General features: G+C 72.7%; 13 protein-coding genes. 4 read left to right on the top strand and 9 right to left on the bottom strand.

Annotation, left to right across the window (positions count from 1 at the left end):
- Positions 1-34 precede the first annotated feature (34 nt).
- On the bottom strand, positions 35-10,705 hold the full coding sequence (locus OG974_RS30800) for a type I polyketide synthase (RefSeq protein ID WP_331735056.1): 10,671 nt from the start codon (positions 10,703-10,705) through the stop codon (positions 35-37).
- Between the two features lie 686 nt (positions 10,706-11,391).
- Between OG974_RS30800 and OG974_RS30795 the strand changes: the two genes are divergently transcribed.
- Both OG974_RS30795 and OG974_RS30790 read left to right on the top strand, forming a co-directional pair.
- On the top strand, positions 11,392-13,023 hold the full coding sequence (locus OG974_RS30795) for an MFS transporter (RefSeq protein WP_327286173.1): 1,632 nt from the start codon (positions 11,392-11,394) through the stop codon (positions 13,021-13,023).
- 734 nt (positions 13,024-13,757) lie between these two features.
- The gene (locus OG974_RS30790; protein WP_327286172.1) at positions 13,758-14,672 is read left to right on the top strand and encodes a hypothetical protein; all 915 of its coding nucleotides are present in this window, start codon (positions 13,758-13,760) and stop codon (positions 14,670-14,672) included.
- Between the two features lie 132 nt (positions 14,673-14,804).
- Here OG974_RS30790 and OG974_RS30785 read toward each other — a convergent pair whose 3' ends face one another.
- From OG974_RS30785 to OG974_RS30750, 8 genes are all read right to left on the bottom strand, one after another.
- Positions 14,805-15,107, bottom strand: coding sequence for a hypothetical protein (locus tag OG974_RS30785; protein WP_327286171.1), 303 nt, complete (start codon positions 15,105-15,107; stop codon positions 14,805-14,807).
- 168 nt (positions 15,108-15,275) lie between these two features.
- Positions 15,276-16,022 carry a TetR/AcrR family transcriptional regulator gene (locus tag OG974_RS30780; protein ID WP_327286170.1) on the bottom strand — a complete coding sequence of 249 codons (747 nt, stop codon included), beginning with the start codon at positions 16,020-16,022 and terminating at the stop codon, positions 15,276-15,278.
- A 162-nt stretch (positions 16,023-16,184) separates the two neighbouring features.
- Complete coding sequence (locus tag OG974_RS30775) at positions 16,185-16,940, bottom strand: alpha/beta fold hydrolase (protein WP_327286169.1); 756 nt, start codon at positions 16,938-16,940, stop codon at positions 16,185-16,187.
- Positions 16,937-18,304 (bottom strand): methylaspartate mutase, encoded by a 1,368-nt coding sequence (locus OG974_RS30770; protein WP_327286168.1) that lies wholly within the window; start codon positions 18,302-18,304, stop codon positions 16,937-16,939. The genes OG974_RS30775 and OG974_RS30770 overlap by 4 nt, the downstream gene beginning before the upstream one ends.
- Positions 18,301-18,798, bottom strand: a complete 498-nt coding sequence (locus OG974_RS30765; RefSeq protein ID WP_327286167.1) for a cobalamin-dependent protein — start codon at positions 18,796-18,798, stop codon at positions 18,301-18,303. The genes OG974_RS30770 and OG974_RS30765 overlap by 4 nt, the downstream gene beginning before the upstream one ends.
- Positions 18,788-20,023 carry a type III PLP-dependent enzyme gene (locus OG974_RS30760; protein WP_331730397.1) on the bottom strand — a complete coding sequence of 412 codons (1,236 nt, stop codon included), beginning with the start codon at positions 20,021-20,023 and terminating at the stop codon, positions 18,788-18,790. The genes OG974_RS30765 and OG974_RS30760 overlap by 11 nt, the downstream gene beginning before the upstream one ends.
- Positions 20,024-20,034: 11 nt before the next feature.
- Positions 20,035-21,501, bottom strand: coding sequence for an AMP-binding protein (locus tag OG974_RS30755; protein WP_327286166.1), 1,467 nt, complete (start codon positions 21,499-21,501; stop codon positions 20,035-20,037).
- A gap of 200 nt (positions 21,502-21,701) precedes the next feature.
- The gene (locus tag OG974_RS30750) at positions 21,702-22,487 is read right to left on the bottom strand and encodes an alpha/beta fold hydrolase (protein WP_327286165.1); all 786 of its coding nucleotides are present in this window, start codon (positions 22,485-22,487) and stop codon (positions 21,702-21,704) included.
- Between the two features lie 421 nt (positions 22,488-22,908).
- On the opposite strand from OG974_RS30750, the gene OG974_RS30745 reads away from it, so the two are divergent.
- Together OG974_RS30745 and OG974_RS30740 are read left to right on the top strand one after the other, a co-directional pair.
- Positions 22,909-24,147, top strand: coding sequence for a cytochrome P450 (locus OG974_RS30745; RefSeq protein ID WP_331729751.1), 1,239 nt, complete (start codon positions 22,909-22,911; stop codon positions 24,145-24,147).
- A 14-nt stretch (positions 24,148-24,161) separates the two neighbouring features.
- Positions 24,162-24,377, top strand: coding sequence for a ferredoxin (locus OG974_RS30740; protein ID WP_327286163.1), 216 nt, complete (start codon positions 24,162-24,164; stop codon positions 24,375-24,377).
- Positions 24,378-24,557: the final 180 nt, after the last annotated feature.

The raw sequence follows: 24,557 nt of genomic DNA, 5'->3' as shown, positions 1-24,557 counted from the left end.
AACTGTGGATCGCGGCGGTCGAGGTCTCGCGGGGTCAGAGCCCGAGTTCCCGGTCCAGTGCCTCGAACAGTTCGTCGTCGGTGACCGCCTCGAAGTCCTGCTCCGGGTCGGTCGGTTCGGTGGTGCGGGTGTCCTGCCAGCGGCGCAGTACCGCTTCGAGCCGTGCGGTGATCCGGGCGGGTTCGGCGGCGTCCCGGGCGACGGCCGCGAGGGCCGCGTCCAGCTGGTCCAGGAGCTCGGTCAGGGCCTGCGTCCCGTCGTTCTCGTCGCCCTGCACGGCGGCGGCCAGGTAGCCGGCGACGGCCCGCGACGTCGGGAAGTCGAAGGCCAGGCTCGCCGGGAGGGCGAGACCGGTGGCCGTGCCCAGGCGGCTGCGCAGTTCGACGACGGCCAGCGAGTCGAAGCCGAGCTCCTGGAAGGACTGGTCGGCGGCCACGGCGTCGGCCGACGCGTGGCCGAGCAGCCCGGCGACGTGCGAGCGCACCACCTCCAGGAACACCCGCTCCCGCTCCTGCGGGTCCAGTCCGGTCAGCCGCCGCCGCAACTGGTCGGCCTCGTCGGTGCCGCCGCGGCCCTGCCGGCCGGCGGGGGTCCGTACGAAGCCGGACAGGACGGCCGGTACGCGGCCGGTGGCCGAGCGCAGCGTTCCCCGGTCGAGGTCGAGGGCGGTCAGGTCGGCCTCGCCGGTGCGCAGCGCCTCGTCGAGCAGCGTCAGTCCGCGGTCGGCGCCGAGGGCGGGCAGGCCGAGCGAAGCCAGCAGGCCCTGCTGTTCGGCGGGTTCGGCGGCGGCCTCCCACGGCCCGAACGCCAAGGCCGTCGCGGCCAGTCCGAGGCCGTGGCGGTGCCGGGCGAGCGCGCTGAGGAAGGTGGCCGCGGCGGCCCGCGCACCCTGTCCGGCGCCGTGCATCAGCCCGGCGGAGGAGGACAGCAGCAGGAACGCCGCGGGACGGTCGTCGCGGGTGAGCTCGTGCAGGTTCCACGCCGCGTCGGCGGTGCACCGCAGGGCCTCGTCCAGCGCGCGTGCCGCCCCGGCGTCGATGACGGCTCCCCCGGCCGGGGCATCAACGTGCACCACCGCGACGAGCGGGTGCTCGGCGGGAACGGCGGCCAGCAGCGCGGAGAGCGCGGAGCGGTCGGCGGGATCGCAGTCGGCGGTGTCGACGGTCACCGGGAGGCCGGCGAACTCGGCGGCGAGAGCGGCGGGGCCGTCCGCACCGTGCGGGTCCGTGCCGGTGGCGGCCGGCGCACGGACGAGCAGCAGGCGGGTGGCGCCGTACTCGGTCACCAGCCGGCGTGCCACGACCGCACCGGCGGCGGACGCGGCGCCGGTCACCAGGACCGTGCCGGCCAGCTGCGGCCGGTCCCCCTGCGGGGCGGCGGCCTTGGCGAGCCGCGGTACGAGGACGGTGCCGGCCCGGATCGCGAACTCGGTCAGTCCGGCGCCGAGGGCCCCGGGCAGCGCCTGCCGGGACGCCTCGGTGTCGTCGAGGTCGGCCAGCACGAACCGGCTGGGCTGCTCGCTCTGTGCGGCCCGCACCAGACCCCAGACCGGGGCCTGGGCGAGGTCGGCGCTCTCGTCGTCGCGGACCGCGACGGCGCCGCGGGTGACGACGGTCAGGGGTGCGGCCTGCTCCTCGTCGAGCCACTGCGTCAGCCGGGTCAAGGTCGCCGCGGCCACGGCACGGGCCCGGGCGGCCGCGTCGGTGTCGGCGGCCCCCTCGGGTACGGGGCACTCGAACAGGACGGACGCGTCCTGCGCCGGGCCGGCGCCGGCGGGGGCTTGGCCCCAGGTCAGCCGGTACAGGGCGCCGGGCTGTTCGCCGGTGCGCAGTTCGTCCGCCGAGACGGTCCGCTGGGTGACCGCGGCCGCCGACAGGACGGGACGGCCCTCTGCGTCGGCCGCTTCGAGGGCGAGCGTGCCCTGGGCGTCGCGGCTGATGCGGACGCGGAGGGCTCCGGCGCCCGTCCGGTGCACCTGGAGGTCGGTCCAGGAGGCGGTGGCCCGCGGGGCCGGAGCCCCGGTGTCGAGCCGGTCGAGCCCTTCGAGCCGGTCGAGGTGCAGGGCCGCGTCGAGCAGGGCGGGGTGGACGGTGAACCGGTCGGCCGCGGCCTCGCCGGAGCCCGCGTCGGCGGGCAGCGCGATCTCGGCGAACAGCTCGTCGCCGCGCCGCCAGGCCGCGGACAGGCCCTGGAAGACGGGGCCGTACCCGTACCCGCCGGCGAGGAGCCGCTCGTACGCGTCGGCGACCGCGACGGGCGCGGCGCCGGCGGGCGGCCAGGCCGAGAGGTCGGCGGGGGCGGAGGCGGGGCCGAAAGGCTGTGCGGCGCCGTCGGCGAGGGTGCCTTCGGCGTGCAGGGTCCAGGCGGTGTCCCCGGCGGCCTCGCCGTCCTCGGCTCGGGAGTACACGCTCACCGTGCGCAGCGCGTCTTCGCCGGGGGCGCCCACCACCACGTGGAGGGGGACGCCGCCCTGCTCGGGCAGCGGCAGCGGGGCGTGCAGGGTCAGGCCGGCCAGCCGGTCGCAGCCGAAGTCCGCTCCGGCGCGCAGGGCCAGTTCGACGAAGCCCGTGGCCGGGAAGACGACCGTGCCCAGCAGGTCGTGGTCCTCCAGCCAGGGCTGGGCGGAGCGCGCGGGGCGGCCGGTGAAGGTCGCCCCGCCCGTGCCGGGGGCGGGGACGACCGCGCTCAGCAGCGGGTGGTCCACTGCGTCGAGGCCGAGCGAGCCGGCGTCCCCGCCGCGGCGCTCGTCGAGCGCCCAGAAGCGGTCGCGGCGGAAGGCGTACGTCGGCAGCTCGATGCGCTGCGCGCCGCTGCCCGCGAAGAAGGCGGGCCAATCGACATCGACGCCGTGGGTGTGGGCCTGCGCGACGGCGGCCACGAGGGTGTGCTCCTCGTCGCGTTCGCGCCGCGACAGCGCCAGGAACACCGGGGCGGTGTCGCCGATGGCCGTGGTGTCGGTGAGGCAGGCGGGGCCGAGGCCGGCGAGGACGGCGTCGGGGCCGACCTCGACGAAGGCGGTGGCTCCGGCGTCGGCGAGGGCGCGCACGCCGTCGCCGAAGCGGACGGCCTGGCGGACGTGGCGGACCCAGTACTGCGGGTCGGCGATCTCCTCGGCGCTCATGATGCGGCCGGTCACGTTCGAGACGAGCGGGATCAGGGGCCCTGCCGGGGAGAGTCCGGCCGCGACGGCGCTGAACTCGGCGAGCATCGGGTCCATCAGCGGCGAGTGGAAGGCGTGCGAGACGCGCAGCCGGGAGGTCTTGCGGCCCAGGGCCGCGAAGTGCTCCCGGATCGCCCCGACGGCGTCCTCGGCGCCGGAGACGACCACCGACTGCGGGCCGTTGACCGCGCCGATGCTCACCGTGTCGGTCAGCAGCGGCAGCACCTCGTCCTCGGAGGCCTGGACGGCCAGCATGGCTCCGCCCTCGGGCAGGGCCTGCATCAGCCGGCCCCGGGCGGCGACCAGCTTCGCCGCATCGGCCAGGGACAGCACGCCCGAGACGTGGGCGGCGACCAGTTCGCCGATGGAGTGCCCGGCGAGGAAGTCCGGGCGGACCCCCCATGACTCCAGCAGCCGGAACAGGGCGGTCTCGAAGGCGAACAGCCCGGCCTGGGTGTGGACGGTACGGCTGAGCTCCTGGGCGTCCTCACCCCAGACGACCTCGCGCAGCGGCCGGTCCAGGTGCCGGTCCAGCTCCGCGACGGCAGCGTCGAAGGCTTGGGCGAACACCGGGAAGGCGGCGTGCAGTTCACGTCCCATTCCGGGACGCTGGGCGCCCTGGCCGGAGAACAGGAAGGCGGTCAGTCCGCCGGTGGCGGCCCGGACGGCGGGCACGGCGGCGGGGGCACCGGAGGCGAGCGCGGCCAGCGCCTGGCGAGCCTGCTCGCGGTCGGTCGCGATCAGCGCGGCCCGCTGCTCCATGGGCGCCCGGGTGGTCGCCAGGGAGAACCCGATGTCGCGCGGTTCGGCGGCGGGCAGCGCGTCGAGGTGCTCCAGCAGCCGCCCGGCCTGCCGCGCAAGGCCCTCCGCGTCCCGCGCGGACAACACCCACGGCACGACCCGCGTCCCACCGGCGGCACCGGCGCCACCGGAGGCTCCGGCAGATGCCACGGCCCCCGGCGCGTCCGCGGCATCCGGCGCAACGGAAGCAGCCGGGGCGGCCGGGGCGGCAGCCGTCTCCGGGGCTTCCAGGATGACGTGCGCGTTGGTGCCGCTGATGCCGAAGGAGGACACGCCGGCCCGGCGCGGCCGGTCCGACTCGGGCCACTTGCGGGCCTCGTCGAGGAGGCGGACGGCACCCGCCTCCCAGTCGACCTGGGCCGACGGAGCGTCCAGGTGCAGCGACTTCGGCATGATGCCGGTCTGTAGGGCCTGCACCACCTTGATGACTCCGGCGACGCCCGCGGCGGCCTGGGTGTGCCCGATGTTCGACTTGATGGACCCCAGCCACAGCGGATCGGCGGCGCCGCGGTCCTGCCCGTACGTCGCGAGCAGCGCCTGGGCCTCGATCGGGTCGCCGAGGGTGGTGCCCGTGCCGTGCGCCTCGACGAGGTCGACGTCGGCGGTGGACAGGCCCGCGTTGGCGAGGGCCTGGCGGATGACCCGCTGCTGGGAGGGGCCGTTCGGCGCCATCAGGCCGTTGCTCGCGCCGTCCTGGTTGACGGCGCTGCCGCGCAGGACCGCGAGGACCCGGTGCCCGTTGCGGCGGGCGTCCGACAGGCGCTCGATCACGAGGACGCCGACGCCCTCGGACCATGCGGCGCCGTCGGCGGCGGCGGAGAACGACTTGCACCGGCCGTCCTTGGACAGGCCGCGCTGCCGGGAGAACTCCACGAAGGTCTCCGTGGAGGACATCACGGTCACGCCGCCGACCAGGGCCAGCGGGCATTCGCCGGACCGCAGGGCCTGCGCCGCGAGGTGCAGGGCGACCAGCGAGGACGAGCAGGCGGTGTCCACCGTCACGGACGGGCCTTCGAGGCCGAACGTGTAGGAGACGCGGCCCGAACCGAGCGAGCCGGCGGCACTGTTGCCCGTGTAGTCGTGGTACATGATCCCGGCGAACACGCCGGTCGACGTGCCCTTCAGCGAGGCCTGGTCGATCGCCGCGCGCTCCAGCGCCTCGTAGGCGACCTCCAGCAGCAGCCGGTGCTGCGGGTCCGTGGTCAGGGCGTCGTTCGGGCTCATGCCGAAGAACGCCGGGTCGAACTCGTCGGCGTCGTGCAGGAAGCCGCCGTGGCGCACGTACACCTTGCCGGGGGTGCCCGGCTCGGGGTCGTACAGCCCGTCGATGTCCCAGCCGCGGTTGACGGGGAACTCGGTGATCGCGTCGACCTCGTCCTCGACGAGGTTCCACAGGTCCTCGGGGGAACGGACGCCGCCCGGGTAGCGGCAGGCCATGCCGACGATCACGATCGGGTCGTCGCCGTCGGCCGCCGGGCCCGCGGTGGCGGTGGCGGGCGTGGCGGTGGCGGCGGAGCCGGCGAGCAGCGTGTCGAGGTGGTCGGCGACCGCCTGGGCGTTCGGGTGGTCGAAGACGAGGGTCGGGGTCAGCCGCAGCCCGGTCGCAGTGGTGAGCTGGTTGCGCAGTTCCAGTGCGGTCAGCGAGTCGAAGCCCAGCTCGTTGAAGGCGCGGTCGGGACCGACCTCGGCCGTGGAGGAGTGCCCCAGGATCGAGGCGACCTGGCCGCGTACGAGGTCCAGGAGGGCGCGGCGGCGCTCCTTCTGCGGCAGCGCGGCGAGCACCTGACCCTGCGTGGCGCTGCGGGCACCGGTCCGGGCCGCGGCGCGGGCGCGCCGGCGGACCAGCGCGGAGAACTGCGCGGGCAGGTCGTCGGCGGCGCGCAGGGCGGCGAGGTCCAGTGCGAGCGGCAGCAGGACGGGATCGGCGGACGTGGTGGCGGCTTCGAACAGGGCGAGGCCGGCGGCGGCGGACAGCGCGCCGATGCCGGAGCGCCGCATGCGCTGGAGGTCGGTGTTGTTCAGCTCCTCCGCCATGCCGTCGCCGCTGACGGAGCCGGCGTCGCCCTCGGTGGCCCACAGGCCCCAGGCGAGCGACTGGCCGGAAAGCCCCTCGGCGCGGCGCCGGGCGGCGAGGGCGTCGAGGAAGGCGTTGCCCGCGGCGTAGTTGCCCTGGCCCGGGTTGCCGAGGACGCCGGCGACCGAGGAGAACAGCACGAACGCGGTCAGGTCCCGGCCCCGGGTCAGCTCGTGGAGGTTCCACGCGGCGTCGACCTTGGGGCGCAGCGCCCCGGCGAGCAGTTCGGGGGTGAGCGAGCCGATGGTGACGTCGCCGAGGACACCGGCGAGGTGGATCACCGCGGAGACGCGGTGTCGGGCGAGCAGGTCGCGTGCCTCGGCGGGGTCGGCGAGGTCGCAGGCGCTGATGGTGACGTCGGCGCCCAGGGCGGTGAGTTCGGCGTGCAGGGCGTCGGCGCCGGGGGCCTCGGGGCCGCGCCGGCTGACCAGCAGCAGTTCGCGCACGCCGTGCACGGTCACGAGGTGGCGTGCCACCAGGTGCCCCAGGGTGCCGGTGCCTCCGGCGAGCAGGACGGCGCCCGGGCCGTCGAAGCGAAGCGTTTCGTCCGCGGTGGCGGCGGCCGTGGCGCGCACCAGGCGCGGGGCGAACAGCGCACCGCCCCGTACGACGACCTCGGGCTCGGCCGCGGCCAGGATCACGGCGGGATCCAGCGTGGACTCCGGGGCGCCGGGTTCGAGGTCGGCGAGGACGATCCGGCCGGGGTTCTCGGCCTGGGCCGAACGCATCAGGCCGCGGACCGCGGCACCGGCCAGGTCCGTGACGCCTTCGCCGGGCGCGGCGACCGCGCCGCGGGTGACCACGAGCAGGCGGGAGTCGGCGAACCGCTCGTCCGCGAGCCACTCCTGTACGCGGACCAGGGCCCGTGCGGTGGCCGCGTGCACGTGGGCGGCGGTGTCCTCGGAAGTGCCGTCGGCCGCGCCGGCGTCCGTGTCGTCGAGGACCAGTACGTCCTGCGCGGGCCGGGTGCGGTCGTCCGCCTCCCACCGGCCCCAGGTCAGCGGGGCGGCAGCGGCGGCAGCGGCGAGCGGCTGGAGTTCGACGGCGAACAGCGCGCCGCCCGGGACGGCCCCGCCGGCTGCCTCCGCCACGGCACCGGGCCGGGAGACCAGTGACTCGACGGAGAATACGGGCAGGCCCTCCGCGTCGGCGCCGTCCAGGGTGATGGCGTCGGGGCCGGAGGGGGCGATCCGCACCCGCAGCCGGGTCGCCCCGACGGCGTGGAAGCGCACGCCCTTCCAGGCGAACGGCAGCAGCACACCGGAGGCGCCGTTGGAGTCGCCCGCGGCGCCGCCCGGGCCGTCGTCGAGGAGCGAGCCGTGCAGGGCCGCGTCCAGGAGCGCGGGGTGGACGCCGAAGCGGGCCGCGTCCTCGTGCGCCTGCTCGGGCAGTTCGACCTCGGCGAAGACCGCGTCGCCCTGCCGCCAGGCGGCCTGGAGGCCCTGGAACACCGGCCCGTAGTGGTAGCCGCGCTCCTGGAGCAGTTCGTACGCGTCGTCCAGGGGCACCTCGGCGGCGCCGGCGGGCGGCCACTCGGTGAGGTCAGCGCCGGACGCGACGGGCGCCGTTCCGAGGAGGCCCTGGGCGTGCAGCAGCCAGGGTGTGTCGGGCTGCGCGTCCTGGGGCCGGGAGTGGATGAGCACGGTCCGGCGGCCCAGCTCGTCGGCGCCGGAGACGGAGACCTGGAGGGCGACGCCGCCGTGGTCGGGCAGGACGAGGGGGGCCTGGAGGATGAGCTCTTCCAGGGTGGTGTGGCCGACCTGCTCGCCCGCGTACAGGGCGAGTTCGACGAACCCGGTGCCGGGCAGGAGCACGGCGCCGAGGACGTCGTGGTCGGCCAGCCAGGGCTGGGCGTCGACGGCGAGCCGGCCGGTGAAGGTCACCCCGTCCGTGTCGGGGGAGGCGATGACCGCGCCGAGCAGCGGGTGGTCAGCGGGCGCGAGGCCGAAGGCGGAGGCGTCGCCGCCGCCCGAGAGATCGGCGATCATCCAGTACCGCTCGCGCTGGAAGGCGTACGTCGGCAGCGCGACCGCCTCTGCGCCGCTCCGGGCGTAGAAGGCCGTCCAGTCGATCGGGGTGCCGGTGGTGTGGAGGCGGGCCAGCGCCGTCAGGAGGGTGCGCGCCTCGGGGCGGTTCTTGCGGACGGCGGGCTCGACGACCGTGTCGTCGCCGTCGAGGGTGCTCCGGGTGAGGGCGGTGAGGATGGCGTCGGGGCCGAGCTCCAGGAACGTCTGGACGCCCTTGGCGTGCAGGTGTTGGACGGTGTCGGAGAAGCGGACGGCTTCGCGCAGGTGGCGGGTCCAGTACTCCGGGGTGCCCCAGTCCTGGCTGATCTCGCCGTGGACGCCGGAGACGACCGGGATCTGCGCGGGTGCGTAGGTCACGGATTCGGCGACGGCGCGGAACTCGGCGAGTGCCGGGTCCATGAGCGGTGAGTGGAAGGCGTGCGAGACGCGCAGCCGGGTCGTCTTGCGGCCCTGCTCGGTGAACACGTCCCGGATCGCCTCGACGGCCTCCTCGGTACCGGACACCACGATCGAACGCGGGCTGTTGATCGCGGCGATGCCGACGGAGTCGGTGAGGTGCGGGAGGACCTCCTCCTCCGTCGCCTCGATCGCCGCCATCGCGCCGCCCGCCGGCAGCGCCTGCATCAGACGACCGCGCGCCGTGACCAGACGGGCCGCATCCTCCAGCGAGAGGACCCCGGAGGCGTGCGCTGCGCTGATCTCACCGATGGAGTGCCCGGCCAGGAAGTCCGGACGCACACCCCACGACTCCACCAGCCGGAACAGGGCCGTCTCGATCGCGAAGAGGGCGGGCTGCGTGAACGCGGTGTTGTTCAGCAGGGCCTCGTCCTCACCCCACATCACCTCGTAGAGGGGGGTGTCCAGGTGCGCGTCCAACGCCCCGACCACGGCATCGAGGGCCTCCGCGAACACGGGGAACGCGGCGTGCAGTTCACGACCCATGCCCAGACGCTGCGCACCCTGGCCCGTGAACAGGAAGGCCGAGCGGCCCTCGCGCACGACGCCCTGCACCGCACCCGCCGCCGTGCCTTCCGCCAGTGCCGACAGTCCCGCGAGGAGCTCCTCGCGGTCCGCGCCGACGACGACGGCCCGGTGCTCGTGCGGCGTGCGGGTCGTGGCCGCGGAGAACCCGAGGTCGGTGAGGGACGCGTCCGGGTGCCCGGTGACGTGCGCGTGCAGCCGTCCGGCCTGTTCGGCCAGCGCCTTCGGCGAACGGCCCGACAGGGCGACGGGGACCAGCGGCAGTTCGCGGATCTCGCCCTCGGGCTCGGCCACGTCGGCGGCCGGGGCCTCTTCGACGATGACGTGGGCGTTCGTGCCGCTGAGGCCGAAGGAGGAGATGCCCGCGCGGCGCGGGCGCTCGCCCGCCGGCCAGGCGACCGGCTCGGTCAGCAGCTTGACGTTGCCCGAGGTCCAGTCGACGTGCGGGGTCGGGTCCTCGGCGTACAGGGTCTTGGGCAGGACGCCGTGGCGCAGCGCCTGCACCATCTTGATGACGCCGCCGACACCGGCCGCGGCCTGCGTGTGGGCGAGGTTGGACTTCAGGGAGCCGAGCCACAGCGGCTTGTCCGCGTCGCGGTCCTGACCGTAGGTGGCCAGCAGTGCCTGCGCCTCGATCGGGTCGCCGAGGCGGGTGCCCGTGCCGTGGGCCTCCACGGCGTCGACGTCGGCGATGGTCAGGCCGGCGTTCTCCAGGGCGCTGCGGATCACGCGCTGCTGGGACGGCCCGTTGGGGGCGGTCATGCTGCTGGAGGCGCCGTCCTGGTTGACGGCGCTGCCGCGGATGACGGCCAGCACCTGGTGGCCGTTGCGGCGGGCGTCGGAGAGCCGTTCCAGGACGAGGACGCCGACGCCCTCGGAGCAGCCGGTGCCGTCGGCGTCCGAGGCGAACGGCTTGCAGCGGCCGTCGGCGGCCATGCCGCGCTGGTGGCTGAAGTAGAGGAACATGTCCGGCTCGGTCATCACCGTGACGCCGCCGGCCAGGGCGAGCGTGGACTCGCCGGAGTTCAGGGACTGCGCGGCGAGGTGCAGGGCGACGAGGGACGAGGAGCAGGCCGTGTCGATGGTGACGGCCGGGCCCTCCAGGCCCAGGCTGAACGCGATGCGGCCGGTGACCAGGCTGCCGCCGGTGGTGGCCGCGGCTTCGGTGCCCAGCGCGTAGTCGTGGTACATCACGCCGCCGAAGACGCCGGTCTTCGTGCCGCGGAGGGTGTGCGGGGCGATGCCCGCGTTCTCGACGGCCTCCCAGGAGGTCTCCAGCAGCAGCCGCTGCTGGGGGTCGAGCGCCAGGGCCTCGCGCGGGGAGATCCCGAACAGGCCCGCGTCGAAGTCGCCGGCGTCGTAGAGGAAGCCGCCCTCGCGCGTGATGGTCCGTCCGGGCTTGCCCGGCTCGGGGTCGTACAGGGCGTCGGTGTTCCAGCCGCGGTCCGTGGGGAACGCGGAGACGCCGTCGCGGCCCTCGGCCACGAGCTGCCACAGCTCGTCCGGGGAGGTGACACCGCCGGGGTAGCGGCAGGCCATGCCCACGACCGCGATCGGCTCACCGGACGACTTGCGCTCCGCGGCAGCGAGCCGTTTGCGGGCTTCACGCAAGTCGGTGGTAGCCCGGCGTAGATACCCGAGAAGCTTCTCCTCGTTGCTCACCGAGCACACCCTCCTATGCCATTCGACGACGCCGGGGCGAGATGCGGATTCCGTGCACTCGGGGGCAGGAATTCCGACCCTGCGCCGAATCGGCACGTACGTTCCACAAACTCGCAACGGACTGAGATCTCTCGAAAATTACTTCGGCGAAGGGTGGTCCGCCCACCCCTGAGCACCGCCCCGGGCCCCCTAGGATCACTGCCGCCCCACCCCTCCCCGGTGGGGAGGGGCCCGAGTTCGCCCCCGTCTCCGGCCGGACCCCTTGGCGCGGGCAACGGCATACCAGGGGTCGGCTTAGGGGTGGCTAGGGGTAGCTCCGGGGCAAATCGCTCCGTTAGCGTTCAGGGCGGAAACTCTGACGAGAGTCAGACGAATCGTCCACCGGAAATACGCTCGCTTTCAAGGATAAAAAATGCCTGACAAAGGCCCGGCGTTAGCAGTCCGAACCGGCGATCAGTTTTCCGTGCAGGATCTCACTCATATCAATTCCAACGAGCGCCTGGGGTACCGCACCCCGAGGCGCTCACGCTGTCTTCCGCCGCTCCACGCAGGACCCGTTCCCGCTTCCACCGCTCGCGGCGCAACCCCCCACCCCACCCTCCACCCCCCAACGAGTACGTGACACGCAAGTGCGTACCTGATACGCTCTGCGTGCCGCGTACGCCGAGAGGATATGGACGATTGCCATGACGGAACTGAAGCCCAAGGCAGGAACGAAGGAGTGGATCGGCCTAGGAGTGATCGTCCTGGTCACCCTGCTGGTCTCTGTCGATGTATCCGTGCTGGGATTCGCGATCGCGCCGCTGAGCGAGGACATCTCGCCCACCGCCTCGCAGCTGCTGTGGATCATGGACATCTACAGCTTCGTCCTGGCCGGCACCCTGGTCACCGTCGGCTGGCTGGGCGACCGCATCGGCCGCCGCAAGCTGCTGCTGATCGGTGCCGCCCTGTTCGGCGTGGCCTCCGCCCTCGCCGCCTTCTCCACCAGCCCTGAGATGCTCATCGCCTCGCGGGCCCTGCTCGGCCTCGCCGCGTCGACCCTGACGCCGACGTCGCTGGCGCTGATCCGCAACATGTTCCACGACTCCAAGGAGCGCAAGACCGCCATCGCGGCCTGGGGTGGCACGCTCACCTCGGGTGCCGCCATCGGCCCCATCGTCGGCGGCCTCCTGCTGGACAACTTCTGGTGGGGCTCGGTCTTCCTGATCAACACCCCGGTGATGGTCCTGGTCCTGCTCTCGGCCCCGTTCCTGCTGCCCGAGTACCGCGACCCGAACCGCGGCAAGCTCGACCTGCTGAGCACCGTGCTCTCCCTGGCCGGCGTCATGGCGCTGATCTACGGGTTCAAGGAGCTCGTCATCGAGGGCTACAGCCAGAGCGCGGCCGTCTGGGCCGCGGTCGGCGCCCTCCTGGTCGTCGCCTTCGTGATCCGCCAGAAGACCACGGCCAACCCGATGATCAACATCTCGCTGTTCCGCAGCGGCGGCTTCAGCGGCGCGGTCATCGTCAACCTCATGGTGGCGTTCGCCCTCATGGGCAGCAGCGTCCTGACCAACCAGTACCTCCAGCTGGTGCTCGGCTACTCCCCGCTCAAGGCCTCGCTGTGGTCGCTGGCCCCGATGCCCGCCATCGGTGTCGCGGTCGCCCTGTCGGCCTCGCTCGGCCGCAAGGTCCGCCCGGCCGTGCTCATCGGCTCCGCCCTGGTCATCATGGCCGCCGGCTTCGGCGTCCTGACCATGGTCGAGGTCGATTCCAACATCGCGGTCGTCCTCGTCGGCGTCGGCCTGCTGGCCGGCGGCATGGTGGCGTCGAAGACGCTGGCCGCCGAGATCGTGGTCACCTCGGCCCCGCCGGAGCAGGCCGGTTCCTCGGTGGCGACCTCCGAGACCTTCACCGAGTTCGGCATCGCCTTCGGCTTCGCCTCGCTCGGCTCCATCGGCTCCGCCGTCTACCGCGACGACATGGCCAAGGTCAGCCCCGAGGGCGTCACCGGCTCGGCGCTCGACTCGCTGCGCAGCACCATCGGCGGTGCGGCCGACGTGGCCGCCCACCAGTCGCAGCAGATCGGCGCCCAGGTGATCGACGCGAGCCGGGAGGCCTTCACGCATGGCCTCCAGGTGGCCTCGCTCGTCGGTGCGGGCCTGATGCTCCTCACCGCCCTGATCGCCGCCCTCCTGCTCCGCAAGACCCCGATCGAGGCGGCACTGCCCGGCTCGGTCGAGGCCGCCCAGTCGCAGGAGCCCCAGCACATCCCGACCACCGCGGGTGCGGCTTCCACCCCCGCCGCCGCACCGCACTCTTCGGTCGCCTATCACTGATCGACGACAGGCCCCGAAGGGCACGAAAGACGTCCGCCCCGACCACCAGAAGGTGGTCGGGGCGGACGTCTTTCGTGCCCGGACTCGCTGGACTGCGACGGCGGTTCACGGTGTGGCGACGACACCACGGTCGCTACGGGGAAGCTGTCCATCGAGCAAGCGGGCGAGGTCGTCACACGGCTTGTGGACGAAACACCGTGGCTTCAACGCGCGCTCGCCTCGCAGCTCGTGGAACAGCGCTACGCCTGCTCGGCGGCTCCATCGTCATGCTTCTGTGGCCCCGAACGCCCCTCGATGTCATACCACTTCGTGCTGTCCGAGGCCGATGTCCCGCACAGGTCACACAGCTCCGTCTCGGGTTCGACGTCCTGGTCGACCGGCTCTTCGCCCTCGTCACCGTTCCCACATCGCCACCGTGCGCTGCCGCTCCGGCGACGGGCAGGGGCTGGAAGGTGGATCGCGGCGCGCCGTGACGGTGTGTCTGGAGGACCGACACGGACGGGTGTGACTTGATCGTCGGAGGTCCTGCACAGGGACCGGAATATCAAACCCTTCCGCGGTGCCCTGGTTTCGGCATCCCTTCTCAAGGAGTCCCGAGCGTGAGACTGAGCCTGCAACGTGCGGCATCCCAGCGACGTGGAGCCGCAGCCACAGCCGAGAGGCTACGGCGCCCGGCCCGGCGTGCTGCTCTCCTGCTCGCCACGACGGCGCTGCCGGCGGCGCTGGTGGTCCCCATGGCCACGCCCGCCGAGGCGGCGCCCGTGACCGTTACCTTCAACGCCGGCGCCAACCAGCCGTTCGACGTCCCGTCCGGCGTCACCCAGCTGACCATCACCGCCACCGGCGCCGCAGGCGAGAACGCACCCGACGGAGGCGCGGGCGGGACCGGCGACACCGTCACCGGCACCGTCACCGTGCCGTCGGGCACCACCACGCTCTACGTCAACGTCGCCACGGGCGGGGGCGCGGGCGGCGGACCGGGGACTGCGGGCGGTGGTTCCAGCGACGTCCGCACCTGCAGCTCGGCCGGCCCCGGCTGCACCCTGACCGGCGTCGCCGCCACCGACCCCCGCCTGATCGTCGCGGGCGGCGGAGGCGGCGGGGGGAACGGCATCAGCGGATTTCCCCCCACCATTGGGGCCACCGGAGGAAACGCCGGCACCACCGGTCAGACCGGCGGCAGCGGCGGCGCCGGGGGCGGCGGGGGCGGAACCCAGACGACCGCCGGCTCCGGCGGAGCCACATGTACCCTCAGCCCCGGTTCGCCGGGCACCCCCGGCGCAGAGGGGGTCGGCGGCACCGGCGGAGCCAGCTTCGCCGCAGGCGGCGGCGGCGGAGCCGGCTGGTTCGGCGGCGGCGGAGGCGGGGGCTGCGGCACCCTCCAAATCGGTGGTGTGCAGGGGCCCGGTGGTGGCGGCGGCGGATCGGACCACGTTCCGACGGGTGGCACCTCCGCACCCGCGACCGGAGCGGCCGTGGTGACCATCACCTACGAAGCCGGGAGCACCGGGGGAGGCGGCGTGTCGATCCTGCCCATCAACCTCAGCGGCATCCTCCCGATGTTCAACAACATCAGCATCAACAACAACATCAAGAGCCCCGGCGCCACGAACAACACCACACAGGATTTCAACCTGAATGCACCCTGAGCATCCATCCGTCTGATGCGGGGCCAATGACAGCTCGCGGTTTCTCGCGAGCACAGCAGGCACACCTGATCAGCGGCTACCCATGGCGGTCTCGGCGGACACCGTCGCGACCGCCATGGATATTTCGGTCCGTCATCTGCGTCGCGCTTCCACGAGCAGGTACCCGAGGCTTTTCAGGCGCGGGGCAGCGCGGCGGGGCAGGACGCCTGACACCGTCACGGCCGCGTGACACGACTCGGCATGAGCCGGCGCCCACCGCTCGATCCGCGTATCGGCGATGCCGGGGAAGACCTCGCCGAGTGTCTGTGTCACCTGCTCCTGGGTGATCGTCACCGTGTCCGGCGTCGCGATCCGCGGCGTCTGCTGGTCCGCGAGGGGATCCTTGGCGACAGACGGCGACGCAATCAGCGCCAGCTCGTCCGCACACCACGTCACCGGCTCGCCGGGCTCGCGCCACGCCCTGATACCACTCGGGCAGCGACAGACAGGGAACGCGATGCCCTCCGCCGGAGCGGCACGTCCTCGGGCTGCCGTTCGTCACGATCCACAGCACGTCGAGCGCGGCCCCCCTGCTGGGCCGCCTGCTCCGGCAGGGTGGCCGGCTCAGCCCAGCAGGTCCTCGCCGGAGTTCTTGCGGATCAGGACCTCGATGCCGTCGAGGACGCGCTCCAGGCCGAAGGTGAAGTCGTCGTCCGTCTCCTGGAAGGTGCCGGCCTCGATCAGTTCGCGGACCGCGGGGAAGGTCTCCGCGTCGACGAACTTGTCCATCGCGCGGCCGTAGTTGGCCATGAGCTCCTCCTCGCTCTGGTCCTGGCTGGTCAGCGGCATGGACACCTGCGCGTTGTTGCGCACGTAGCCGACCATCAGCAGCATCACCGAGAGCTTCTCGTTCGGCGAGAGCCCGGTGCGGCCGAGCGTGCGCAGCCCGCATTCGAGCCAGCTCATCTGGCCCGGCTCCAGCGGCGGCCCGCTGACCGGGACCTGGAGCATCCACGGGTGGCGCCGGAAGATCTCCAGGAACGCGCGGGCCCACAGCTCCAGGCCGCCGCGCCAGTCCTTGTCGCTGCCTTCGAGCAGCGGCGGCTTGCCGTACGCCATGTCGACCATGAGCGAGTGGAGTTCGTCCTTGCTCGACACGTGCCGGTACAGGGACATCGTCGCGAAGTCGAGCCGCTCGGCCACCCGGGCCATCGACAGGGAACCCAGCCCGAACTGGTCCGCGTACTCGATGGCCGCCGTGACGATGCGTGCCGCGCTCAGGCCGGCGCGCGCTCCGCGCTGTTCCCGGCTGCGCAGCTCCCACAGCACGTCGATGCTGCCCGGCAGGCCGCTGCCCTCGTTGCTGGTCATGGAGCGTCCCGCCTTCATTCGTCCTCTTCACGGATTCGATGCGTATCACGCACGCATGGGTGACATGTTATGCGTCACCAGGCCGTTTTCCTGCACCCCGGCCGGGATACGGGAAAGGCTCCCGCCGCGTTCGGCGGGAGCCGGTACCCGGACCGGGGCCGGTCAGCCCAGGTGCGCGGAGATCTCCCCCAGGACGGCGCCCGCCTGGGAGTTGAGGTAGAAGTGGCCGCCGGGGTACGTGCGCAGCGCGTACGGGCCGGTGGTGTGCTGCTCCCAGGCGCGCGCCTCCTCGGGCGTCACGTGCGGGTCGCTGTCGCCGGTCAGGACGAAGAGCGGGCAGGTCAGCTGCGGGCCGGGCGCGTAGCGGTAGGTCTCGGCGGCCCGGTAGTCGGAGCGGATCGCCGGAAGGATCATGCGGACGATCTCCGGGTCGCCGAGGACCGCGGTGTCGGTACCGGCGAGGCGGGTGATGTCCGCGAGCAGGCCGTCGTCGTCGCGCAGGTGCACCCGCTCGTCGCGCACGGTGGACGGGGCGCGCCGACCCGAGGCGAACAGTCCGTGCAGGACGGTGCCCTCGGCCTCCAGCCGCCGGGCGACCTCGAACGCGAGGGTCGCTCCCATGCTGTGCCCGAAGAAGGTGACGGGCCGGTCGCACCACGGCCGCACCTCTTCGGCGAGGGCGTCCGCGAGTGCGGCGATGGAGTCGATGCAGGGCTCGTGGCGGCGGTCCTGCCGGCCCGGGTACTGGATCGCGAGGACGTCCACGCCCGGGGTCAGCGCGCGGGAGACGGGGAAGTAGAACGACGCCGAGCCGCCCGCGTGGGGGAAGCAGATCAGCCGGTGCGCGGCGTCCCGGCCGTCGGGGTGGAAGCGGCGCACCCACGCGCCGGTCTCCACGGGTGTCTGGGTGATGGTCATGCGGTGTACTCCTTCGTCCGTGGCCCGACCGCCGCCTGTCCGCGGATCAGCTCCGCGGTGACGGGGTCGAGCTCGCGGGGACCTGCGTCGAACTTGCACCGGACATGGAAGAGGTCGTTCATCAGGTCGGCCGAGCCGATCTTCCGCGACGGCCCGCGCTCGGCGATCCCGGCCAGCGGGAGCTTGCCGGTGTCGGCCCAGGCGAGGCGGCCGCGGGAGTCGATGTAGCTGCGCGCGCGGCCGGCGTTGTCCGGGTGCACGCAGTACGGGACGTCGAGGTAGCCGTGCCGGAACGCCTTGAGCAGGGCGCGCCCGAGGTCGTCGTCGAGGTTGAGGACGGCGTCCACCAGGGCGCGCGCCTCCTGGTAGGTCGGGGAGTCGAGGAAGACGTCGTCGGGTCCGCGGCCGGTGCGCAGCGCGGTCCGGCTGGCGTATTCGAGGGCCTGGACGTTCTCCGCGACGGTCGGGATGCGGCGGGCCTCCGCGGCCGTCTTGACGATGAGGCGTTCCGCGCCGGTGCTGACGGCGAGTTCGGCGGCGCTGCCGAGCAGCCCGTACGCACCGTGGTCGGTCTCGGGGTAGACGCCCATGTACGCGTAGATGACCACGTGCCAGTTGTCGATCGGCAGCAGTTCGGCGCTGAGCCGGCGCAGCGCGGTGACCGCCTCCCGGTCCTGGACCGGGTCGGTCTGCTGGGCGTAGCTCATCGAGACCGAGCGCAGCCCGTGCTGGGCGAAGAACATCGCTTCGAGGAAGCTGATGGCGACGAGCTGGCTGGGCGGGCACAGCTGGCCCATCATGCAGCCGCCGAAGGTCTCCAGGTGCGGTTCGATGCCCACGTCCTGCATGCGGACGTACAGGTCGCAGCAGTCCTCCCAGTTGCGGATGGCGTCCGCGAGCGGGGTGCGCCCGTAGGGCAGGCAGTAGGAGACCGGGCCGCCCTCGGTGGCGTTGAGGTCCAGCCGCATCATCGCCCGGAAGATGTCGATGGGCGTGGCCGAGCCGTGCCGGACCTGGACGGGGAACCCCGCGTCGCGGACGCCGCCGAGCACGGCGGCGGTGGTGGCCGGCGGGTGGCTGACGACCGGGTAGCCGTTGAGGTCGATGCCGTCGCGCAGGGCGGTCTCGACGGCCTCCAGGTTTCCGACGCGGGTGTAGCTGTCGAGGGTGAGGGTGCCGACGGTGGCGGCGTCGGCGGCCTTGGTGGCGACGAGCCCGGTGCGCATCCGGCCGGGGTCCCCGAAGCCCATGCGGGGCTGGACGACCAGGCGGCCGTTGCCGCCCTCCCTGCGGACGAACTCCCCGAAGTCGACGGGGGCCGGGCCGGCGGGCCGCCCTTCGCGGACGGCGGCGGGTTCACTCATGCGGAGACCCGGGCGTGGTCCACGGCGCGCTGCGGCGCGGGCGGCAGCGTGGCGAGGAACGCGTGGAACGCGGCGATCGGGTCCTGGCCGTCCTCGAACACGGCGTCGAAGCCCGCGGTCATCAGCTCGTTCGTGCGGCTGGCGCCCTCGCCGCCGTCGGTGCCGAGCTTGCCGCCGATGACGATCGGGGTCGCGGCGAGCGGGGTGCAGTCCCGGAGCCGGCCGATGACCCGCATGCCGTCCTGGTAGCCGTGGCCGTTGACACTGCTGATCACGATCATCTCGGGGTTGCGGTCGCGGCACTCGGAGACGAGCAGCTCGTCGGGTACGCAGGGGCCGAGGTTGACCACGTCGTATCCGCACTCCTCGATGAGCAGCTGGAGGAAGACGAGGTTCCAGGTGTGGGAGTCGGAGGCCAGGGTGGTCACGATCACGGTCCCCTTCGACCGTTCGACGAACGCCTCCGCGGTTCTCGCGGGCAGGTCACGCATCATCGCCCTCCTCGGTCCGGTACGTGCGTACGTGCTCGATGCGCGAGACCGAGACGACCTTGCCGCCGGACACGGCGACCTCGGTCGGGGCCGGGCGCCCGAGGAACATCAGCAGGCTCGACGTGGGCCCGTACGCACCGGCGTTGGGGATGCGGACGAAGTCGCCCTCCTCCAGCAGGGGCAGGTCGATGCCCCGGCCGAGGACGTCACCCGGGGTGCACAGCGGGCCGACCAGGCTCGCCTTCTCCGTCTCGGCGTCCGCCTCGACCTGCACGGACACCGGCAGCAGCCGGCCGAGGCCGGACATCCCGCCGAAGGTGTTGATGCCGGCGTCGAGGATGACGAACTTCTTGCCCCGGCTGACCTTGACGTTGCTGACGCGGGCGACGAGCGTCCCGCTGTCGCCGGACAGGTAGCGGCCGGACTCGACGGCGAGCCGCGGTGCGCCTTCGCGCCACTGCGGGAAGTGGACGTCGAGCGAGGCCTCCAGCTCGGTGCGGAGCTTGGGGTAGCGGGCCCGCTCGCCGTGCTGCGCGTACGGGACGGAGAAGCCGCCGCCGATGTCGAGCAGGCGCAGCGGGACGCCCAGGTCGTCCTGGATGGCGGCGGCCACGCGGATGGTGTGGGTGAGTTCGCCGATGAGGGACTCCTCGTCGGCGGCGTTGCTCTGCGAGAAGAGGTGGAGTCCGGCGATGCGGGTACCGGGCACCGAGCGCAGCTGCTCGGCGATCCCGGGGACGGTTTCGCTGTCGATGCCGAACTGGGTGGGGGCGCCGGTCATCCGGATGCTGGTGGTGGCGCTGGCCGAGGCGCTGTTGATGCGCAGCAGGCAGTCGGCGACGGTGTCGTGTTCGAGGGCGGCGCCGCCGATGTGCTCCAGGTCGCTCAGGGACTCGGCGGAGAAGGTGCGCACGCCGGCCACGATGGCCTCGTACAGCTCCTCGGGGGTCTTGCCGGGCCCGGTGTAGAGGATGTCGGAGCCCGGGTAGCCGGCTTCGAGCGCTGCGGCGAGCTCACCGGTGGAGCTGATCTCGGCCTTGCAGGCGGGGCCTTCGCCGTCGCGCAGTGCCCGGACGAGGTCGACGTGCGGGTTGGCCTTGAAGGCGTAGAACACCTCGAAGCCCTCGGGCAGCCAGCCGAACAGGTCCCGGCGGGCGGCGCGGGCGCGGTCGAGGTCGTAGACGTAGAGGGGCGTGCCGTACTGGCGGGCGAGCTCGGTCGGCTCCATGGACGGGAAACTCACTTTCCACTTCCTTCGAGCAGCAGGGCCAGCTCTTTGCGGGCGTTCTTGCCGTGCTGGGTGAGCGGGAACTCGCTCAGCACGCGGACGATCGCCGGGACCTTGGCGGGCTCCAGTCGCTGGGCCACGCCCCTCAGCACCTCGGCGGGGGTCAGGTCGCCCTCCACGAAGAGGGCGAGGTCGTGCTTGTCACCGGGCGCCAGGGCGGCCGCGGCACGGACTCCGGGGATGTCCATGGCGGCGCCCTCGATTTCGAGGGTGCTCATCCGCAGGCCCTTGCGCTTGAACATGTCGTCGCGGCGGCCCTCGAAGTAGAGGTAGCCATCGGCGTCGAGGTGGCCGTAGTCCCCGGTGTGCAGGCTGCGCTGCCCGCTGGCGGGGTCGGTGCGGAAGGTGTTGGCGGTGATCTCGGGGCTGTTCCAGTAGCCGGGCATCACGTGCGGGCCGACGGCGACGATCTCGCCGACCTCGCCGGCGGGCAGCTCGTTGCCGTCCGCGTCGACGATCAGGACGCGGGTGCCGGGCAGGGGAAGGCCGACGGCGCCGGGGCGCTCGCGGTCCTCCTCGGGCGGCATCACGGTGATGCGCTTGGCCTCGGTCTGGCCGTACTGGCGGACCACGCGGGCTCCAGGGAAGTGCTCGCGCAGCGCGTCGATGGTGGCCGGCGGCAGGGCGGCGCCGGTATTGGTGAACATCCGTACCGGGGCCTGCGGCTCGGCGTCCCGCTTCGCCAGGCTGACGATCATGGAGGCGAAGGAGGGGACGATGGGGACCACCGTCGCACCGGTCTCGCGCATCCGGCGCACCAGCGTGAGGTCGGAGTCCTGGTCGGCGAGGACGATCTCGCAGCGCGCGATGCAGGTCATGACGACCTTGTAGAGGCCGTAGTCCCAGGACATCGGGAAGCGGCAGAAGACGATGTCGTCCGACCGGTACCCGAGTGCCTCGGTCAGCGCCCGGGAGGCGAACGCCACCTGGGCGTGCGGGCAGACGACGCCCTTGGGGGCGGCGGTGCTGCCGGAGGTGTAGATGAGGGTCGCCACGTCTTCGGGGCGTACCTCGCAGGTGGTGCGGGCGCCGCGGGCGCGCAGTTCCTCGACCTCGGCCCACACGTCGGCGAGCAGGTGCACCGCGCCGACCGCCTCCCGCAGGCCCGCTGCGGTCTCGGCGGAGCCGATGGCCAGCTTGGGCCCGGCGTTCTCGCTGACCTGGCGCAGGTGGTACGGCTTCATCGTGGGGTTGAGCGGTACGAACACCGCTCCGGCCCGCGCGGCCCCGTAGAACATGGCGGCCAGCTCACGGCTGGTCGGCAGCTGCAGGACGACGGGATCGCCGACGCCCATGCCGCGGCCGGCGAGCCAGGCGGCGAACGCCTGGCTGTACTCGTCGAGCTGCCGGTAGGTCCAGGCACCCGCGGCGTCGCGGATGGCGGGGGCGTCCGGGGCCGCCGCTGCGGCTGCGTCCAAAAGTCCGTGGACGGTTTCGCCCCGGGACGGTCCGGGAGTAATTCCGGTTGTTCCGGATTCTTCACGTATCGAATACGAGAGGCTGACCAACGCCCCACTCCTGCCTCTTCGAGTTGTGGCTCGGTTCGTCCCCCCGTGGAAACCGGCTGGAAAAGAGCCGAGGGAGACAGGACATCCTTCTTTTCAGGTGCCGCTTGAATTCAGACTGAGTGCGGTTGGAACGACCGGGCAATGTGGTCGATCACGACCCTCCGGACGTCGTCCGCGTGTTCGTTCAGGAAGAAGTGCCCCCCGGTGAAGACGGTGAGGGTGAACGGCCCGGCGGTGTGTTCCCGCCAGGCGGCGGCCTCGTCGGTGCTCACGTGCGGGTCCTCGGTCCCGGTCAGCACGGCGATCGGCGTGCACAGCGGCGGTCCGGGGCGCCAGCGGTAGCTCTCGGCGGCCTTGTAGTCGCTGCGGATGGTGGGAAGGATCATGCGGACGAGCTCGGGGTCGTCCAGGACGGCCGCGTCGGTGCCCTGGAGGCGCAGGATGCCGGCGACGAGTTCCTCGGCGGTCTCCGCCCGCTCCGTCCCCGCGCGGCCCGCCCGGCCGCGGGCCCGGGACGGGGCGCGCATGCCGGAGACGACGAGCCCGGCCGGCGGCCGGCCCTGCTCCTCCAGGCGGCGGGCGGTCTCGAAGGCGACCATGGCGCCCATGCTGTGCCCGAACAGGGTCACCGGCCGGTCGGACCGGGCCAGGACCTCCTCGGTGGCGTGCGCGGCGAGCGTCTCGATGTCCTCGATGCAGGCCTCCGTACGGCGGTCCTGGCGCCCGGGGTACTGCACGGCCAGGACGTCGACGTCCGGCGCGAGCGCCCGGGCCATCGGGAAGAAGAACGTGGCGGCGCCGCCCGCGTGCGGGAAGCAGACGAGGCGGTGGGGAGCGTCCGGCGAGGGCTGGAACCGCCGGATCCATGCGCTGGTGCCCTGGAGCGTTTCCGTCATGACTCTTCGACTTCCCTTCCCGGCAACCGGGCGGTATCCCGTTGCCCTCGTCCCATCGAAACGGCGCCCGGGCCCGCGCCGCCATTGCCGCCGCCCCCTGTGACCACCCTTCACCACCCCTAATTTCGGCCGGTCCCCGCCATTCCCACCAGGGGCGCGGCGGCTTAGGGGTTTTCAGCAGGGGTGAAGGACAGCAGCCTGAATGAGGTGAACTCCGGTTGGGGGTCCCTCCGGATGGGGGCACCTCCCAGCTGGGGGAGAGTCTGGGGGAGGAATGCGCAGGCGTTTTCCGTGACGCGGTGACGCACCTGTGCGTGCGCCCTCCCACTGCCACCGGCTGAGCCCGAGCCCGACCACGACCCACGCGATCGATCCAGGCCGTGACCGCACACCAGGTGCGGGGCGGATGAGAGAGGGACCCATGACGGAACTCATCCATGCGCAGTCGGAGACGACGGTCCGCCCGTTTCCGCTGGCGCGCACCGGCTGTCCGATGCAGCCGGCTCCCGAGTACGCCGTGCTGCGCGAGACGGAGCCGGTCTCCCGTGTGAAGCTGACGTTCAACGGCCGTGAGGCCTGGCTGCTGACCCGGTTCGAGGACATGCAGCAGATGCTGCGCGACCCCCGTTTCCAGTCGGACATCGCCGACCCCGGCTACCCGCTCCAGTTCGGTTTCCCGTTGGAGCTGCTGGAGCAGGGCATCGTGCAGCGGACCCTGTTCCACATGGACCCGCCCGTGCACACCCAGCACCGCATGATGCTGATGCCGGAGATGACCGCCAAGAAGGTCGAGGCCATGCGGCCCCGCACCCAGGAGATCGTCGACGAGCTGATCGACGCGATGCTCGCCCAGGGCGGCCCGGTCGACATCATCTCCGCGCTGACGATGCCGCTGCCGTCCGTCGCGATGACCGAGCTCCTCGACGTGCCGCGCGACCAGACGGACCTCTTCTACCGCTGGATCACCTCGCTGGTGACCCAGGGCACCCCGGAGGAGCACGCCGCCGCCAACACCGAGGTCGAGATCCTGCTGCACCGGCTGATCGCCGAGCGCACGGAGAACCCCGGTGACGACCTGATCAGCAGCCTGATCCTGCGCAACCAGGAGCGCGGCGGCGACCTCGGCCCCACCGACATCAGCGCCCTCGTGCGCACGATGATCGCCGGCGGCCACGAAAGCACCATGAACGGCATGACCATGGCCGTCCTGGTGCTGCTCAGCCACCCCGAGCAGGCGGCCCTGCTGCGCGAGAACCCGGAGCTCGCCGGCCAGGCCGTCGACGAACTGATGCGCTTCTCCAGCGTCGCCGACCACGGCACCGTCCGGGTCGCGAAGGAGGACGCGGAGATCGGCGGCCAGCTGATCCGCAAGGGCGAGGGCGTCATCTGCTCGCTGACCGCGGCCAACCACGACCCGAGCGTCTTCGCGGACCCGAACACCCTCGACTTCCACCGCAAGGAGGCCGCGCAGAACATCGCGTTCGGCTACGGCCACCACCGCTGCGCCGGCCAGGTCCTGGTCCGGATGCAGATGGAGGTCGTGTTCACGACGCTGCTGCGCCGCATCCCCGGGCTGCGCCTCGCCAAGCCGGTGGAGGAGCTCCCCTTCAAGGAGAAGGCGCTCATCGACGGCCTGCACGAACTGCCGGTCACCTGGTAACGGAGAGGACGAAGATGCTGCAGGTCATTATCGACAAGGACGTCTGCGTCGCCTGTGGGGCCTGTGTGCTCTCGGGTCCGGACGTCTTCGACCAGAACGAGGACGGCCAGGCCGTCCTCGTCGTCGACGAACCCGGCGAGTCGCTGCGCGACCAGATCCTGGAGTCCATCGAGGCGTGCCCGGTGCAGGCCCTGAGCCTCGTCGAGCACGCGGCGGCCGCGGCCGAGTGACCCCACCCGCTTGGACGACCGGGGGCGGGTCCCCGCCCGGGAACCGCCCCTGATCCGTCGCCCGAGCCGTTCGGACGGCCATCCCCCGTCCGCCCGAACGGACCCGGCCGTCCGTCCGGAGACGCCCCGTCGTCTCCGGGCGGACGGCGAGCTTGTTGACGCTCCGTCACATCGGAGTCC

The sequence above is a fragment of the Streptomyces sp. NBC_00597 genome, from assembly GCF_041431095.1.
GTDB lineage: Bacteria > Actinomycetota > Actinomycetes > Streptomycetales > Streptomycetaceae > Streptomyces.
Note: the sequence above shows the minus strand (reverse complement) of the source record. Positions and strands in the feature narration are given on the sequence as shown.